Consider the following 15287-nt stretch of genomic DNA (forward strand, 5'->3'; position numbering starts at 1 on the left):
AAATTAAAATACGTCGCACGTGATAGATCTTACAGATCAGATGCGACTGGTTACCAATTTTAAAAAATATCCACCAGGTTGATATCAAGTGAGTCGGCCAGCCATCGTACAAGACCGACAAAATAACGAACAGTTTACATTAAAGTACAAAATAGTGAGCCAGAGCATACTGACAGTACACTAAAGCGTACGATGGTAGTTTGGGCGACCACTGATTTTTATCTATTGGGAATTGCAGTGAACGACGTTAAACTGTGTACTGTAATAGGTTGACGCTAATGTGGTATGAGGCCTAATTTTTACGATGTAACTCCCCCCAAATAGCATCAACCCTACATAGAGCCGCTGTTGCTCACATCCATGAGCACTTATGGTAAGATATTCCTTGGACTGGCGGTGGATGAAGTCATGCGACCCATTATTAGTGAAAAGATGGTTGAACAAGCCTTATTCAGACTAGAACAGAATGGCGCCAAGCCAACTTTGGATGCTATCCGTGCGGAGCTGGGTAATCATGGATCAAAAACAACTATAGTAAAACATTTGCGAGCCTTGAAAGATAAAAAAACAGACAGTATTTTAGAACAATCGCGTATGACCTCTAAGCTCAATACTTCTGAGGTTCATTTCAACACTGCCCCGGACTCGTCCGGTCGGAGCAATGACTTCGTTCGCCTGCTAGAGACCATTAACAAGCTGGGCGCTGTTACTTCGAACCCTCAGGTGATAGATGAAATTACCAGGATATTTGTCGAGCTAAAGGAAGAGAACATGAAGTATCAAAACCTTTTAAGTACATTGCAATTTTTTCAGCAGCAGATTACTGAACTGCTAAATAAATCTGCCAAGACTTAACTGCGCACCCAGCGAAAAAATTGAGAACTTGCGTGCTTTACGACTAAGTTTATATCGACGATCCCTCACTTTCCTATAGGTCGTTATTCGCTCAATCCTTTTCTCTTCGGGGTCGCAAGTCGTAGAGCCACCTATATAATCTAAATATATTTTCCTCTCTAGCCAATCCAAACGAGATACCGAACTGCACCATAGCGCCCATACTCCGGCTCCGTCGCCCCGCTGATTGTTTCTGTAATCATCAAAAATAGCGTTCCAAAATTCATTGTTTGATTCATTGTTGGATGCCCTGAACTCAGCAGAAGAAAACCAAGGAATGCTTTCAAACCTTAACAACATTAAGTTTGATAATGCACTGCTCAAATAAACCCATTCGGTCTCAAGTCTAAGTTGACCATAGCTGTCGGCCAACCAATTAGTCACCGTAGAGACAACGTATTGATGATCAGCGGCGGACAGGATCATTAGTATGAATAACGCAATACGATCCAGCGCCGGCATCTTGCCAAGATCGTCTTCGAGTGAAGATAAAAAAAATGTTTTCTTAGGATAATATTTATTTTTTAGAATAGAAAAAACATCTCCTAAATCGGTCTCATCCGCCATAATATTCCACAACGGATGATCCAATAATTCAATTAGTTCCGGCTCTAATTCTAGCAATGTAGCCAACCTGGCTTTTTTGGGCATTGAACCTCCAAGAAATCTTTCCCAAGTTCTATTCAATTCTGATTCATGGGGCAATCCCAGCGTCCTCTCATACCACCTCGCGAGTTGATACCCGTTAGGCTTCACCCCTGCAAGTACCGCAAGTAGGTGCGCTAAAGCAGATGCTTTTAGTACCTGTAGTAACGTCTTTTTTCTGCGTCCCATCGACTGGCACCATATCGAAAATCTAAAAAACATCATTCCGTACGAAATGGTACTGAATCAAGGATTTTTTTTCGTCGTCGATGCGTAAACATTTTATCGCCGCTGCAGCCAGTAATTACTGGGGTTAACGGTGAAAAAATATTTATATATTGACCCTAGACCGCCCCCAAATTCGTTCGTTAGCATTTAATGACGGCTACAGTATCAGTGGACAACCTAGTGACAACGTACCGTATGAATGTGCATCAAAACCTATTTCGCTGATATTAGTATCGTTGGGAGCATATAATTGAGGATCGCTATTAAAATAGGCCACCTAGTGGTAGCCAATGGATTACTATCAACAGTCAGGAATATAGGAAAAGAAGGGGAAGTTACAGTCAGCGGCTTTGGTTGCGGCACCATATCGGTTGTTAACGTCGCGAACATTCAACCTATCCCCCTGTCTCGCAACAGTCTCGAAAGCCATGAAGAAATAGAGGGGTTTATTACCGAGCATAACGCTTCACAAATCATATTAGCTAGCGAGCGTTCAGCAGTTATTGAGCTTCACTTAAGTGACACACTTTCCGCTAAACAAGCCGCCGATAAGCTTGGGTTAAAAAAAACTGCTTTTTACGAACTGAAGAAAAAATATAGCCCCGAACTAGGCCCTATCACACTGATAAAAAATAATCCCGGACCGCTTAAAGGGAGCATGAGAGTTACTGATCAAATTATATCCATTATCACGGATTGCTACATTAAACATTATCACGGCAGGTCAGCCTCTTATTCGTATGTGTGGAAACAAGTGCAAAGCGAGTGCTTTGCACAGGCATTGAATTCACCGAGCAGAGAAACAGTAAAAAAATTAATCAAGAGTTTTGATAAAAAAACCACCCATAGAATGAAACATGGAGTTGACTCTGCTAATCAAATTTTTCAGCCCCGGCCAGGCATTGCTCATACTGATTATCCGTTACAAGTAGCTCAAATGGATCATACGCGCGTGGACCTCATCCTCCGTGCCGAGCATGACCGCACAAAAATAATAGGAAGGCCGTGGCTGTCGGTAATAATGGATTTGCACACGCGTGTCATATTGGGTTATTACTTAACAATGTTTGCACCATCGATTATATCAGTGCAACAGACAATGGGTATGGCGATGCTACCTAAGAACACTGGTTATTTCCAACTGGCTAGCGAATCAAGCAATTATCCGTATTTTGGATTCCCCGAACGTTTATTGATGGACAACGCTGCGGAGTTTAGATCTCCTGTTGTTGAAGCAGCAATGCGCAAATATAAAATAAATCCTGAATGGCGAATAATAGGCAAAAAACACATGGGCGGCCACGTGGAGCGGCTAATAGGAACATTCATGACTACAGCTGTCCACTTTCTACCTGGCACTACATTCTCTAACACTCAACAGCGTGCAGACTACAATAGCGAAAAACAGTCATCATTAACATTCAGAGAGTTTTGCACTTGGTTTGCTGGGCAAGTCCTTATATACCACGGTACGGTCCATTCCGAGCTAGGCGTATCACCGAAAGATGCATGGGAGAAGGCGTTCGAGAAAACTGAAATTAAGTTGCCAGAAGTAGCAATAAATCCTCGAGCGCTTTATTTGGATTTTTTGCCAGAGGCGATAAAACCAGTTAGAAATAATGGCATATCGTTGAATAAAAGACGATATTACTCCAACAAGCTAAACCACATACAGGCGCGCGCTAGAGTCATTGTAAAGTTTGATCCTTTTGACATGACAATAGTATGGGTGAAGGTAAATGGAGAATACGTTCGAATTCCACAGGTTTCATCAGAGCAAAACTACATAAGCTACGAAGAGTATCGATGCGACCGCCAGCACAATAAAAAACTACCGCCTGGAACAATCACAGACGATAACGCGTTAAGACAGATGCGCACCAACAATGCATTGGTAAAAAATAGCCAGCGGAGCACTCGAAACGCCAAAATAGCGCATAAACATCCGGAAGCAATGGCTCATCACGCCGAGAAAAATAAACACGGTATACCTAAACCTATCTGGGATGCTCATACGATCCCTGTCAACGAAATCGACTTTGACGAAACCGAAGTTAACTTTTCTTTAACTCCTAGGCTGTTTGACGAAAATGACTGACACCCCTATTGATATAAGCCATGTACGTCAGTCAAGGCAACATTTGTTGAGCCTTCCGAAAGAGGAACGACTCATGATTTGTCTGCAAGACGTGTTTATCGAGTATCCCAATTCCCATGCGATTTTAAGCGCAATGCACTACATGTTGCGCACTGAAAACAAGGTCCAGGCGCCGTGCATGCTAGTCTGGGGCAGTGGCGGTTACGGCAAAACAAGCATTATCAACAAAATCAAAGAAATCAACATAAATCAAGAACACAAACTGATTTTCATGAGCTTCAGGCAGAACCCCAATAATTATAACTTTAGAGAACTGTTGCTCGAAGCATTTGGAATGGAGGTGACCCGCAAATTCAGCGGATATAATGCTTCTAAAGAGTTTGCACGTACTGTGGAACGAAATAATATTAAAGGCATTGTCATTGACGAGATTCACGACGCCGTGACGCTGTCCACAATGCAACAAAAAATCAACCTTTCTTTGCTGAAAAATTTATCCGGTGACCAATATAATCTTAGCGTTTTCGCCTTTGGTGTAGATCAGGCAAGCGAAGCTCTTCGCCTGGACCCACAACTTGAACGTCGATATTTGCAGTGGCCTTTAGAAAAGTGGAAATTGTCTGAAGACTTTAGGGGATTTATTGCAGCCTATGAGCGAACACTTCCCTTAAAAAAACCCTCCAATTTGCACGGTAAGGAGTTAGCTACGGGAATACTTAAGCAGGCAGACGGTGTGATGGATAACGTGGTGAAAATTATTCAAGCATGTGCGGCGGAAGCAGTTTTTTCTGGCGTAGAACACATCACGCTGGAAATGGTAAGTGCTTCACCGTTCTTGGCTGCAAAATACGGAATTTCTTTGATGCGGCCTAAAACGGAAACGTAGATGACAACACAGAATCTATCTGGGAAAGTCAGACAAATCAATAATAAATTTAACTTACTCACCCCTCAAGTGGAAAACATTGCCAATACTATTGTATCGACACTATCGTGCAAAATTGAAACCGGCTCACTTCACATTATTTTAGGCAATGTCGGCTCCGGATGCTCGTCGGCAATTGAAATATGCCGCAAGCGGTTGCGACATAAATTCAAGAACATATTAACGTTGCAACCCCCAATTCTGAGCGAAGGATTCAATCCCTGGAGCCTCATACTAGAATATTATGGTTTTTACTACAGTACGCTCGCTCTAAAAGTAAAAATGGGTTCAATTCCTCGCCCAGTTATGACTTTAATCGAACACGCAGAAATCGACTGCATTATTGTTGAAGATTTCTTGGATGGCCTTGATCGTCCGAAAGAAAAGCAACAAGCAGTTGATGCTTGGCTGAGCTTGGCCCGTCATCCCACGCGTTTAACCGTCATACTCACAACGAACAATCATGCATACTGCAAAAATTTGGAGGATAACAATTTGGTTACAATCCATCGCCTACAAGAATGGGACGATGATGAAAAATTCTCCTTATTCATTGACAAGCTTCAAGAGTTGCTGCGTCGAGACTTCTACATCCGGTTGAATTTAGAACAAAAAAAACTAATTTATAAACTATGCAACGGAAATACAGGGGATCTTATTCGATTGATTCGGGAGTACGCAGTGGCGATGCTGCTCGATGCCAAATATCAAAAATGCCGCACGACTGAATATTTACCGTTAGTGAGTGCCATTAAACAAAATGCCATTTTATTCGTTGCTCAATCCAGTCAATGATGAAACTTTTACATCTTGGATCACGAGGTGCGAGCTAAGGCTTTCACCGCGCCGTTTTTCGTCCAAAAAAATACAGGCTAGTTATAGCGAAAATTTACATCGCGCCCCTACTCTGGACCCGGACTTCTCAATAGAAATATTAGCGTCAACTACAATTGGCGACACCATTTTAGTTAATCCGCAGATAGTGTTAAGTATTTTTCTACCTCGATCAACGTGGACATTACCTTACGCTTATTCGAACAGCGTATGCATAGATTGCTTAATGGAATCATTAAAAAAACATCGATGTTTTGTATTTTTAAAAAGCTGGCGATATGTTGCACATCCTATTTGCCCTTTTCATCGATGCCTCTTAAGCGACATTCCATATATGCAAGGCAAAGGTTTACGAACGCTTCCAGACAAGCTTGATTCGACTAATAAATGCAATGTCGATCGCCAGCAGATGAAAAGGCTTGTTTTGCTCGCTCTGAAAATACAGCGACATATGTGTCGACTGGAGGATAATCCGACAAATGACGAAATAAAAATTAAGGGCGCATTCCGCTTTTTAATGGAGCTATTTATGGCGGATGGCGAATGCAGAGGGCTCGCCTGCTTTTTATTTTCAAAACCCACTCCAGAACGCGGCGCGTTAAAACATTCCGGGGCCAGAGTTTTGATGTTATTAGGTGCGTTCAATAGTTCCTCATTTGAACGTATGTGTTCATTGATTTTAACAGGATATGTCATAGGTTTTTTATCGGAACGAGAATGCCATATCTTTGAAGATATCTTGAAAGAACGAAGCTTGCTTCACCAGTGCAGTACGTTTGAAATCGGCCAACGCAGCAACGTTTTTTTCGAAAAAGAATTTCCTCCTATTAAACGCCGACTTGAAGCGCTGCGATCTGTATTTACCTGCCAGAGATTTATCGAGTTTGTAAAGGGGTTTGAAAGTGCCTGATTTATACTGCAAAATTAATTTTCTTTATCACAAAACTGGATTAATCGTCACTGACAGTTATGGCATTGCTTACGCGGAGCTATACATAATTTACGCAACGGCAAATAACCGAATAATTGGCTATCACCTGCTGAACAGAAAGCCTTTATATTTGTCGCTAAATCTTCTGAAGTTCCAGATCGTTGAAAATATAAAGAATATTGCAAAATGGCTCGATAATCCAATTAGTCACAACCCATTCTTCAAAACGTCTCCATTTTTTCTTTGCTTGCCAAATTCATACATTCGAGATGCAAAGCAGCATAACAGATTAGAAAAAAACTTAACGGAGGGTACAGATATTTTCCTGGACATCCTCCTCGATATTCCATCCGAATACATCAGCTCAATGGCAGCGCGCTGGGTACTTACGCCAAGCCAAGCGCTGTTATTAATCCGTGATCAAATAAAACGCAACCGATGTTTTATACAATCGAGAGGTTTATAAGTGAGCGAGATACAGTTGGATATATTTTCACGCGTAGCGCTGTGAACATGGTCATCTGTCCGGTTTTGCTTTACCAACACTCTACCTACACATCCGTTATAGGTTCATGGGTTACTGACATACCAGCTTGCGCGACAAAAAGTTAATACAGTACTAAATAATGACTAGCAAATATCTGTTGGTTTTAGAGAACGGCCTTAACTACAATCAGCCAGAAAATTTTTAAAACAATCTCTATTGTTCTCCAGTTCATTACCGAAATCAAACGGAAAAGCTCATTACCAATAGGTAGGCTGCTTCCAGTTAATAAACGATGTTGTCAAAAAAACACAAATATGGAAATCTCATGGCCGCGAAGCTGATCCCTTTATTTGAATCACATGACCGATTTCTTGAGCTGAATCACAATGCACTAACTCAAGAACAACCTGTAGTCGTCAGCTATCTTGAATCATTCCCGGATCACCTATGCGCCATTGATGGGTATAGAGCCGTCCGGAGCTTCCTTCACTCTTACGAAGGTAACGCCTCGACTTACAATTCCTATCGCACCCATGTCGAGCGCTTGCTGCTTTGGACGCTGCTGGTGTGCAAGAAGCCGCTATTGGAAATGACACGCCAGGACGGCGAACTCTTCATGGAATTTTGCTTGAAACCGCATCCAGACTGGATCGGGCAGGTAGTCAAGGCGCGCTATCAGCGAGTCGGCGGTCGTACCGCCAAATCCACTGATACTTACTCGGTCAATCCACTATGGCGGCCATTTTTCCTCACTGTTAAAAAAGCCAATCTCAAGCTTGCCCTAGAACAAAACAAAGAGCCTGAGGTGAAAAGCTACACGATCAAACAGGACTCCTTTGCACAGATTTTTGCTGTATGCGGCCGCTTCTTCCAATGGGCTGCCGAGGAAGGCTCGTCAAACAACATAAATCCTATCCGAGCGATCAAGCAAAGATCTAAATATAAACAGAGATTTGTTGCCGACGAAAAGGCCAAAGCCCTGACCACACTTCAATGGAATTTCGTTCTTAAGACAGCCAAATTAATGGCTGATCAAGTAACAGACGAAACAAACGACGAATTAGGCGCGGGGACTCAAAAAGTTATAAAAACAAAAAACAATTTTTACGAGCGTACCCTTTTCATTATCGCCACGATTCACTCAATGTATCTCAGGGTTTCCGATATTGTTGGCCGGGATACCTGGGAACCCATGATGAGTGACTTTCATAAGGATGATCACGGCAATTGGTGGTTCCACGTCATCGGCAAGAACAGCAAAGCAGCGAAAATCAGCGTCAAGGATGAGTACATGAACGTTTGGATGGCCCGCTACAGGCGATCCCTTGAGTTGACGCCGACGCCCTCCCCTGATGATTCAGCGCCGCTCCTACAATCTCTCAAAGGTCGACCAGGTTTATCAGAGGGCCATATCAGGAGCCTCGTACAGGAAGTCTTCGACTTCGCTCAGGAGCGCATGCGTAAGGAAGGCTTCTCAGAAGGCGAAATCAATAACCTTCGATCAGCTTCGGTCCACTGGCTTCGACACACATCAGCAACGGCCGACGCCAAAGTGCGAAATAACAAGGATCTGCAGGCCGATCTTCGGCACCAGAGCTTGGCCACCACTGTTGATACGTACTACAAAAGTAGTGACGAAGAACGTCATCGATCAAACAAAAATCTTAGAATTGAGGATCATTGATTGGTGCTGACCGGCCAACGAATCCTTGGTGTAGGCACCACCTACACCTCTTCGTACAGCCTCACCCCCATGCGCCTATCTGATAGTTTTGGAGGAAGGTTCACTAGCGGTAATTAACCGGAAAATTTGCGAAATAATCGTTATTTTTTCCGGTTAATAGCCGAAATTAAACGGAAACACTTGATTATCAATAGGTTGGCTCGTTCCGGTTAATTAACGATGCTGACAACGCTTCCTGTAACGGATGGCTAGAGCCACGTCTCGACATCTTGATGGGCCGTGCAGCGCGTTGCGTGGATTGATCTCAGTCTACAGCCCCCCGGCAGCAAGGCCGCTCAAGTTCCTGAAGCTACGCCAGTGTTGGTCGCCGCCGCTCGGAATGGCAAGGCGAGTAGTAAAAACCGTTGCGCTTGCAGTCAGTCGTCGGTAATTCGGGGCTGAGTTCGTTTTATTCCTAATACTTCGCTGCGATGTATACCTGTCAAAAATCTGCTCCCGCCTGACAAAAAAGAGCCTTTTGTCAACGTTTGAACGATACCTGCAAATTCCGGACGCGCGCCTTGCTTCGATCAAGCGCGTCATGCGTAGCGAATTACGCTCCATTCTGAATTTATTATTTAACTAGATAGTTAACCATCTATATAATGCAGGCATCATTTCAACGGACATTTAATGTGAAGCAGAGTCAGCGCCTCTCGGGCATATCAAAATTCATTCTGGTCGGGCTGGGCGTGATCATCGCCCTCCTCGGCTTGGCACTTGCTGCTGGTGGCATGAAATTGGTCAGTCTGGGAGGGTCCTCGTACTTCCTGGTGGGCGGGCTGGTGATGGCTGTTTCCGGTTTGCTGATCGCTCGCTTCAAAACGGCCGGTGCCTGGCTGTTCGCTGCGTTCCTGGTGGGCACGGCGATCTGGGCTGTGAGTGATGCCGGGCTGGTTTTCTGGCCGGTATTCTCGCGCCTGTTCATGTTCACCGCCGTTGGCCTGGCGGTGACGCTGGTCTACCCGCTACTCAAGCGTGCCAATGGTCACGTCCCAGGTCGCGGAGCCTATGGCATCGCTGCTGTGTTGGCGATTGCGCTGGCGGTGGCCGCTGGCAACATGTTCGTTGCGCACCCGACTGTCGCCGCCACGGGCACTGGCCCCGGCCTGACGCCCGTCGAGCCAGCAAACGCGCAAAAGGACTGGGCTCACTACGGTAATACCGAGGGCGGTAGCCGCTTCGCTGCGCTGGATCAGATCAACCGCAGCAACGTCGACAAGTTGCAGGTAGCGTGGACGTACCACACCGGTGACGTCGCCGAGAGCGATGGCAATGGCGCCGAAGACCAGCTCACCCCGCTGCAAATCGGCAACAAGGTGTTCATCTGTACCCCGCACAACAATCTGATCGCGCTGGATGCCGACACCGGCAAGGAGCTCTGGAAAAACGCGATCAACGCGAAGTCGAAAGTCTGGCAGCGTTGCCGTGGCATGGCTTATTTCGATGCCACAAAGGCCATGGCTCAGCCCAGTCACTCGACCATCATTGAAGCCAAACCGGCTCCGGCAGCCAATTGCCAGCGCCGCTTGCTGACCAATACCATTGATGCCCGCCTGATCGCGGTCGATGCCGACACCGGCGAGTTTTGCCAGGGGTTCGGCAACAACGGCCAGGTTGATCTGAAGACAGGCCTGGGTGATGTCCCGGACAGCTATTATCAGTTGTCTTCCGCACCGCTGATGGCGGGCACCACCGTGGTGGTGGGCGGTCGCGTGGCCGACAACGTGCAAACCGACATGCCGGGCGGCGTGATCCGAGGGTTCGACGTGATCACCGGCGCGATGCGCTGGGCATTCGACCCGGGCAACCCGCAGGATCGCAAAGCGCCAGCCGACGGCAGTACGTATGCGCGCAGCACGCCGAACAGCTGGGCGCCGATGTCCTACGACCCGGCGACCAACACGGTGTTCCTGCCGATGGGCAGTTCTTCCACCGACATCTATGGTGTCGAACGCAGCAAACTCGATCACACCTATGGCGCCTCGATCCTCGCGCTGGACGCGACCAGTGGTGAAGAACGCTGGGTCTTCCAGACCGTTCACAACGACCTGTGGGACTTCGACCTGCCGATGCAGCCAAGCCTGACCGACTTCACCAAGGACGGCAAAACCGTACCGGCACTGGTCATCGGCACCAAGGCTGGGCAGATCTACGTCCTCGATCGTACCACCGGCAAGCCGCTGACCAAGGTTGAGGAAGTACCGGTCAAAGCCGCAAACATCCCCAACGAACCGTACTCGCCAACCCAGCCAAAATCGGTGGGCATGCCGCAGATCGGTGCGCAGCACCTGACCGAATCCGACATGTGGGGCGCAACGCCGTACGACCAGCTGTTGTGCCGTATCGATTTCAAATCAATGCGTTATGACGGGCTGTACACCGCGCCGGGTACCGATAAATCGCTGAGTTTCCCAGGTTCGCTGGGAGGCATGAACTGGGGCAGCATCTCCACCGATCCGGTACACGGTTTCATCTTCGTCAACGACATGCGCCTGGGCCTGTGGATTCAGATGATCCCGTCGCAAAACAAAGCTCAAGCCGCTTCCGGTGGCGAAGCGCTGAACACTGGCATGGGTGCCGTGCCGCTCAAGGGCACGCCGTATGCAGTGAACAAAAACCGCTTCCTGTCGGTCGCCGGCATTCCTTGTCAGGCGCCGCCGTTCGGCACGCTGACCGCCATCGACATGAAGACCCAGAAAGTCGCCTGGCAAGTTCCGGTCGGCACCGTTGAGGATACCGGTCCACTGGGTATCCGCATGCACCTGCCGATCAAGATCGGTCTGCCGACCCTCGGCGGCACCCTGTCGACTCAAGGTGGCTTGATCTTCATGGCCGGGACTCAGGACTTCTACCTGCGCGCCTTCAACAGCGGAAACGGTGAAGAGATGTGGAAAGCTCGCCTGCCAGTCGGCAGCCAAGGCGGCCCGATGACCTACGTCTCACCGAAGACCGGCAAGCAGTACATCGTCATCACCGCCGGTGGTGCGCGCCAGTCGACCGATCGCGGCGACTACGTCATGACTTACGCCCTGCCATAAGCCACTATGCGCGCCTCACTGGCGGCCAATCTCTCTGAGCTCGGCACCTGCGGGTGCCGCGCCGCTTTGCGAAATCATTCAAGTTTCCACCAGGAAGATTCACATATTTTTGGCTGTTCCTTTTCTTGTACAGGCTGGGGCTTGCTGTTGGGCCTGACCTGCAGCGCCACCCTTCCCGCTTTCGCCGATACCGATTCAAACGTGTTGACCCGTAATACCCTGACGGTCTCAGCGTGCGAGTCAATAACGCCACCAACCGACGCAGTTTCAACGTGACTTCGATCAGACCCGCGTAATCGTCAGCTACCCACTGTCATTCTAGGCCTTGCCGCCCCGGCATCTCCCCTTTCCTTGCGGTACTATGGCGCCCTCCCCTCTGGAAGTCGCCTGCATGAGCAAACCGGGTCAAATGGTGCTAGTGGCACTGCGCAAAATGATCGCCTCGGGCGAGTTGGCGGCCGGCGAACGGCTGATGGAGATCCCGACGGCGGAGCGATTCGGCGTCTCGCGAATGCCGGTGCGCATGGCCTTTGTGACCCTGGAGCAAGAAGGATTGCTGGTGCGCCATGGCGGACGTGGCTATCAGGTGCGCTCGGTGAGTGCCGACGATATCGCCGGCGCCGTGGAGGTGCGCGGAGTGCTGGAGGGGCTGGCGGCACGGCAGAGCGCTGAACGTGGCTTGAGTGAGCAGGCGCAGGCGGCGTTGCGTGAATGCCTGGTGCAAGGCGATGCACTGTTCGACAAAGGTTACGTGACAGAAGAAGACATCGAGGTGTTCCATGATCTCAACATGCGCTTCCACCAGGTAATCGTCGAAAGCAGCGCCAACCCGGCGATTGCCGAAGCCCTGGCGCGCAACGACCATCGCCCTTTCGCTTCAGTGTCGGCGCTGGCGATCGATCGCCAGGACATGGTGCGCGAATACCGGCGCTTCAACTTCGCACACATGCAACACCACTCGGTGTTCGACGCGCTGGTCAGCCGCCAGGGCGCACGCGCTGAAGCCATCATGCGTGAGCACGCCAATGCGACACTGCGCTACGCCGAGGTATTCGGTGCGATCAGCAACGGCGACCGGATGAAAGTGATCGCCCGCGGCGAGTGATCGACGGGTTTAGAGGTCCAGCACCAACAGCTTCGACTTGGCCCTCGAACAACAAGGCGTGAACTGATCATTGGCCGCTTGTTCTTCTTCGGTGAGGAACAGGTCACGGTGCTCAGGCACCCCTTCCAGCACACGGGTCAGGCAGGTACCGCAGATGCCCTGCTCACAAGAAAGCGCAATCTCGACGCCGTGACTTTCCAGCACCTGAACCACCGTCCTGTCGGCCGGAATGTCGAACACCTGCCCGCTGTTGGCCAGCTTGACCTGGAACGATCCATCGGCACTGGTATCCACCGGCGCCGCGGCGAAGTATTCACGGTGCAAGTGCTCGTCGCTCCAGCCCTGGGTCTTGGCGCTGTCGAGCACATGCTGCATGAATCCTGAAGGGCCGCAGACATAAAGGTGCACGTCAGGCTGCGGATTGGCCAGGACCTTGGCGGCATCCAGGCGCGAATCGACCTCTTCGTCGAAATGCAGGTGTACGCGATCGGCAAAGGACGCCCCCTTGAGTCGCTCGACAAATGCCGCACGCTCACTGGAGCGCGCACAATAATGCAGCTCGAAATCGGCACCACCATCGGCCAGTTGCTCGGCCATGCACAGAATCGGGGTGATACCGATGCCTCCGGCGAACAACAGGCTGCGCCGTCCCTCGGCGACCAGGGGGAAAAGGTTGCGTGGCTCACTGATCAGCAGCCGATCTCCGCTGTTGATCTGCTCATGCAGGCTTTGCGAGCCACCGCGTGAGGCAGCGTCCTTGAGCACGCCGATCAGGTAGCGATGGCGTTCTTGCGGGTGGTTGCACAGCGAGTATTGACGGATCAGTCCGCCGGGTAAGTGCACGTCGATATGGGATCCAGCACTGAAGGCGGGCAATTGCCCGCCTTGCGCACAGGCCAATTCGTAGCTGCAAATATCCAGCGCTTCGTTGTTGCGGGATGTCACGACGACTTCAATCATGGCGCACCTTCAAGACCGGCCACCGCAGTGGCTGTGAGCAAGATCAATAGGAGTGGACTGGCATAGCGCTCAGGGGCGCTGCCTTTGGCTATTGGGCTATGGCAATCAGCTCGACTGTCGGTGCTCGCTCAAGGGCGATGATTCGCTCCAGCACGCGTCGGGACTGCACGCCACCGGCATCGATATTGAGCTTGAGCAAGTTGCGCTCGGGATTGGCCAGCAGGTTCCTTTGCTGCTGTTCGAGCATGTCGAGGTCTTCGCTGAAAATTTTGCCCTGGCCCTCGCGAATGGTGGCGGTCAGGGTTTCGTCGTGGGGATTGAAATTGCGAGCCATGCCCCAGAAGTACCAGATCGACGTCTCGGTTTCCGGGGTAATGAAGTCGACCACAATGCTCGAGGCCTTGTGTTGCGGCTCGGCGTTGTAACCACCCTTGCCGGCATGGGCTACGCCCACCTCGATCAAAACGTGACTGGGTGGGCTGAAGCGGCAGATTTGCCACCGATCTACTGGCACGTCGTCGGCCAGGTTGTTGCCACGCAGGGCCATGCGCCAGAACGGTGGCGCCATGATGTTTTCCATGTGCCGCGCGGTGACCACCTCGTCACCCTGTACGGTGGTGATCGGCGCCGCTTCATCGATCTCTTTCTGTCCGATGCTCGAGGCGTGCACGTAGGTTTCGTGGGTGAGATCCATCAGGTTATCGATCATCAGTCGATAGTCGCAATTGATGTGGAACAGCCCACCGCCGTAGGCCCATTCATCGCTGACAGCCCATTCCAGATGATGGATCAGTGCGGGGTCGGCTTTGTCCTGCTCCCCCGGCCAGACCCAGATGAAACCGTAACGCTCTTCAACCGCGTAGGTCTTGTTGCACGGAAAACCCCGTACGCGTTGCCCCGGCATTTCGACAGTCTTGCCGTCACAGCCCATGACCAGGCCGTGGTAGCCACAGACCAGATTGCCGTTTTCCACATAACCCAGCGAAAGAGGGGCACCGCGGTGTGGGCAAAAATCCTCGACGGCAGCAACGCGCCCCTCCTGCCCTTTATAGAAAACGATTCTCTCACCGCATATCTGCCGCCCAAGGGGCTTGGAAGCGATCTCGTCAAGGGTGCAGGCGACATACCAGGTGTTTTTCGGATACATAGGATTCTCCGGAACAGGTTTGTTTTTATGGATCCATTAAATCGGATCAATGTGATTACAGTCAAGATACCTGCAAAATCATTGATGGCAATGGATCCACAAAGGCAAAAGCAGTGACCTCCAGGCTTCATTGGCCCGGGGTGAGCGTTCGAGAAATTCCAGGGGAAACTAATGCCGTCGAACTGAAAACCAGACGGCTTCCCTGCCCTCAGTCTCAGCTAAGTTTCGCTGCGTATCGTCTCCCTTGCGCCATTTCGGCGCGGCACAGG

12 protein-coding genes are annotated in these 15287 nt (G+C 49.7%); 9 read left to right on the top strand and 3 right to left on the bottom strand.

Annotation, left to right across the window (positions count from 1 at the left end; genetic code table 11):
* Window positions 1-360: 360 nt before the first annotated feature.
* Window positions 361-855 carry a DNA-binding protein gene (locus tag J1D76_RS01015; protein ID WP_421136587.1) on the top strand — a complete coding sequence of 165 codons (495 nt, stop codon included), beginning with the start codon at window positions 361-363 and terminating at the stop codon, window positions 853-855.
* On the opposite strand, the gene J1D76_RS01020 is transcribed toward J1D76_RS01015, so the two are convergent.
* Window positions 832-1728 (bottom strand): hypothetical protein, encoded by an 897-nt coding sequence (locus J1D76_RS01020; RefSeq protein WP_421136588.1) that lies wholly within the window; start codon window positions 1726-1728, stop codon window positions 832-834. The genes J1D76_RS01015 and J1D76_RS01020 overlap by 24 nt on opposite strands.
* Window positions 1729-2017: 289 nt before the next feature.
* Here J1D76_RS01020 and J1D76_RS01025 point away from each other — a divergent pair, with 289 nt between their 5' ends.
* From J1D76_RS01025 to J1D76_RS01060, 8 genes are all read left to right on the top strand, one after another.
* Window positions 2018-3865, top strand: coding sequence for a Mu transposase C-terminal domain-containing protein (locus J1D76_RS01025; protein ID WP_421136589.1), 1848 nt, complete (start codon window positions 2018-2020; stop codon window positions 3863-3865).
* 73 nt (window positions 3866-3938) lie between these two features.
* Window positions 3939-4751, top strand: a complete 813-nt coding sequence (locus J1D76_RS01030; protein WP_421136590.1) for a TniB family NTP-binding protein — start codon at window positions 3939-3941, stop codon at window positions 4749-4751.
* Entirely contained in the window at window positions 4752-5585 is an 834-nt protein-coding gene (locus J1D76_RS01035) for a hypothetical protein (protein ID WP_421136591.1), read from the top strand.
* A 265-nt stretch (window positions 5586-5850) separates the two neighbouring features.
* Window positions 5851-6534 (top strand): hypothetical protein, encoded by a 684-nt coding sequence (locus J1D76_RS01040; RefSeq protein WP_421136592.1) that lies wholly within the window; start codon window positions 5851-5853, stop codon window positions 6532-6534.
* Window positions 6527-7021: a hypothetical protein gene (locus J1D76_RS01045; protein WP_421136593.1), complete on the top strand. Its 495-nt coding sequence runs from the start codon at window positions 6527-6529 to the stop codon at window positions 7019-7021. Before J1D76_RS01040 ends, J1D76_RS01045 begins: the two co-directional genes overlap by 8 nt.
* 346 nt (window positions 7022-7367) lie before the next feature.
* The gene (locus J1D76_RS01050) at window positions 7368-8726 is read left to right on the top strand and encodes a site-specific integrase (RefSeq protein ID WP_421136594.1); all 1359 of its coding nucleotides are present in this window, start codon (window positions 7368-7370) and stop codon (window positions 8724-8726) included.
* A 644-nt stretch (window positions 8727-9370) separates the two neighbouring features.
* The gene (locus tag J1D76_RS01055) at window positions 9371-11806 is read left to right on the top strand and encodes a glucose/quinate/shikimate family membrane-bound PQQ-dependent dehydrogenase (protein ID WP_421136595.1); all 2436 of its coding nucleotides are present in this window, start codon (window positions 9371-9373) and stop codon (window positions 11804-11806) included.
* Between the two features lie 391 nt (window positions 11807-12197).
* Window positions 12198-12911, top strand: coding sequence for a GntR family transcriptional regulator (locus J1D76_RS01060; RefSeq protein ID WP_421136596.1), 714 nt, complete (start codon window positions 12198-12200; stop codon window positions 12909-12911).
* Between the two features lie 9 nt (window positions 12912-12920).
* Here J1D76_RS01060 and J1D76_RS01065 read toward each other — a convergent pair whose 3' ends face one another.
* Window positions 12921-13871, bottom strand: a complete 951-nt coding sequence (locus tag J1D76_RS01065) for a PDR/VanB family oxidoreductase (protein WP_421136597.1) — start codon at window positions 13869-13871, stop codon at window positions 12921-12923.
* 88 nt (window positions 13872-13959) lie between these two features.
* Window positions 13960-15018: a Rieske 2Fe-2S domain-containing protein gene (locus J1D76_RS01070; RefSeq protein WP_421136598.1), complete on the bottom strand. Its 1059-nt coding sequence runs from the start codon at window positions 15016-15018 to the stop codon at window positions 13960-13962.
* Window positions 15019-15287: the final 269 nt, after the last annotated feature.

The organism is Pseudomonas sp. NFX15 (assembly GCF_049132105.1).
Lineage (GTDB): Bacteria > Pseudomonadota > Gammaproteobacteria > Pseudomonadales > Pseudomonadaceae > Aquipseudomonas.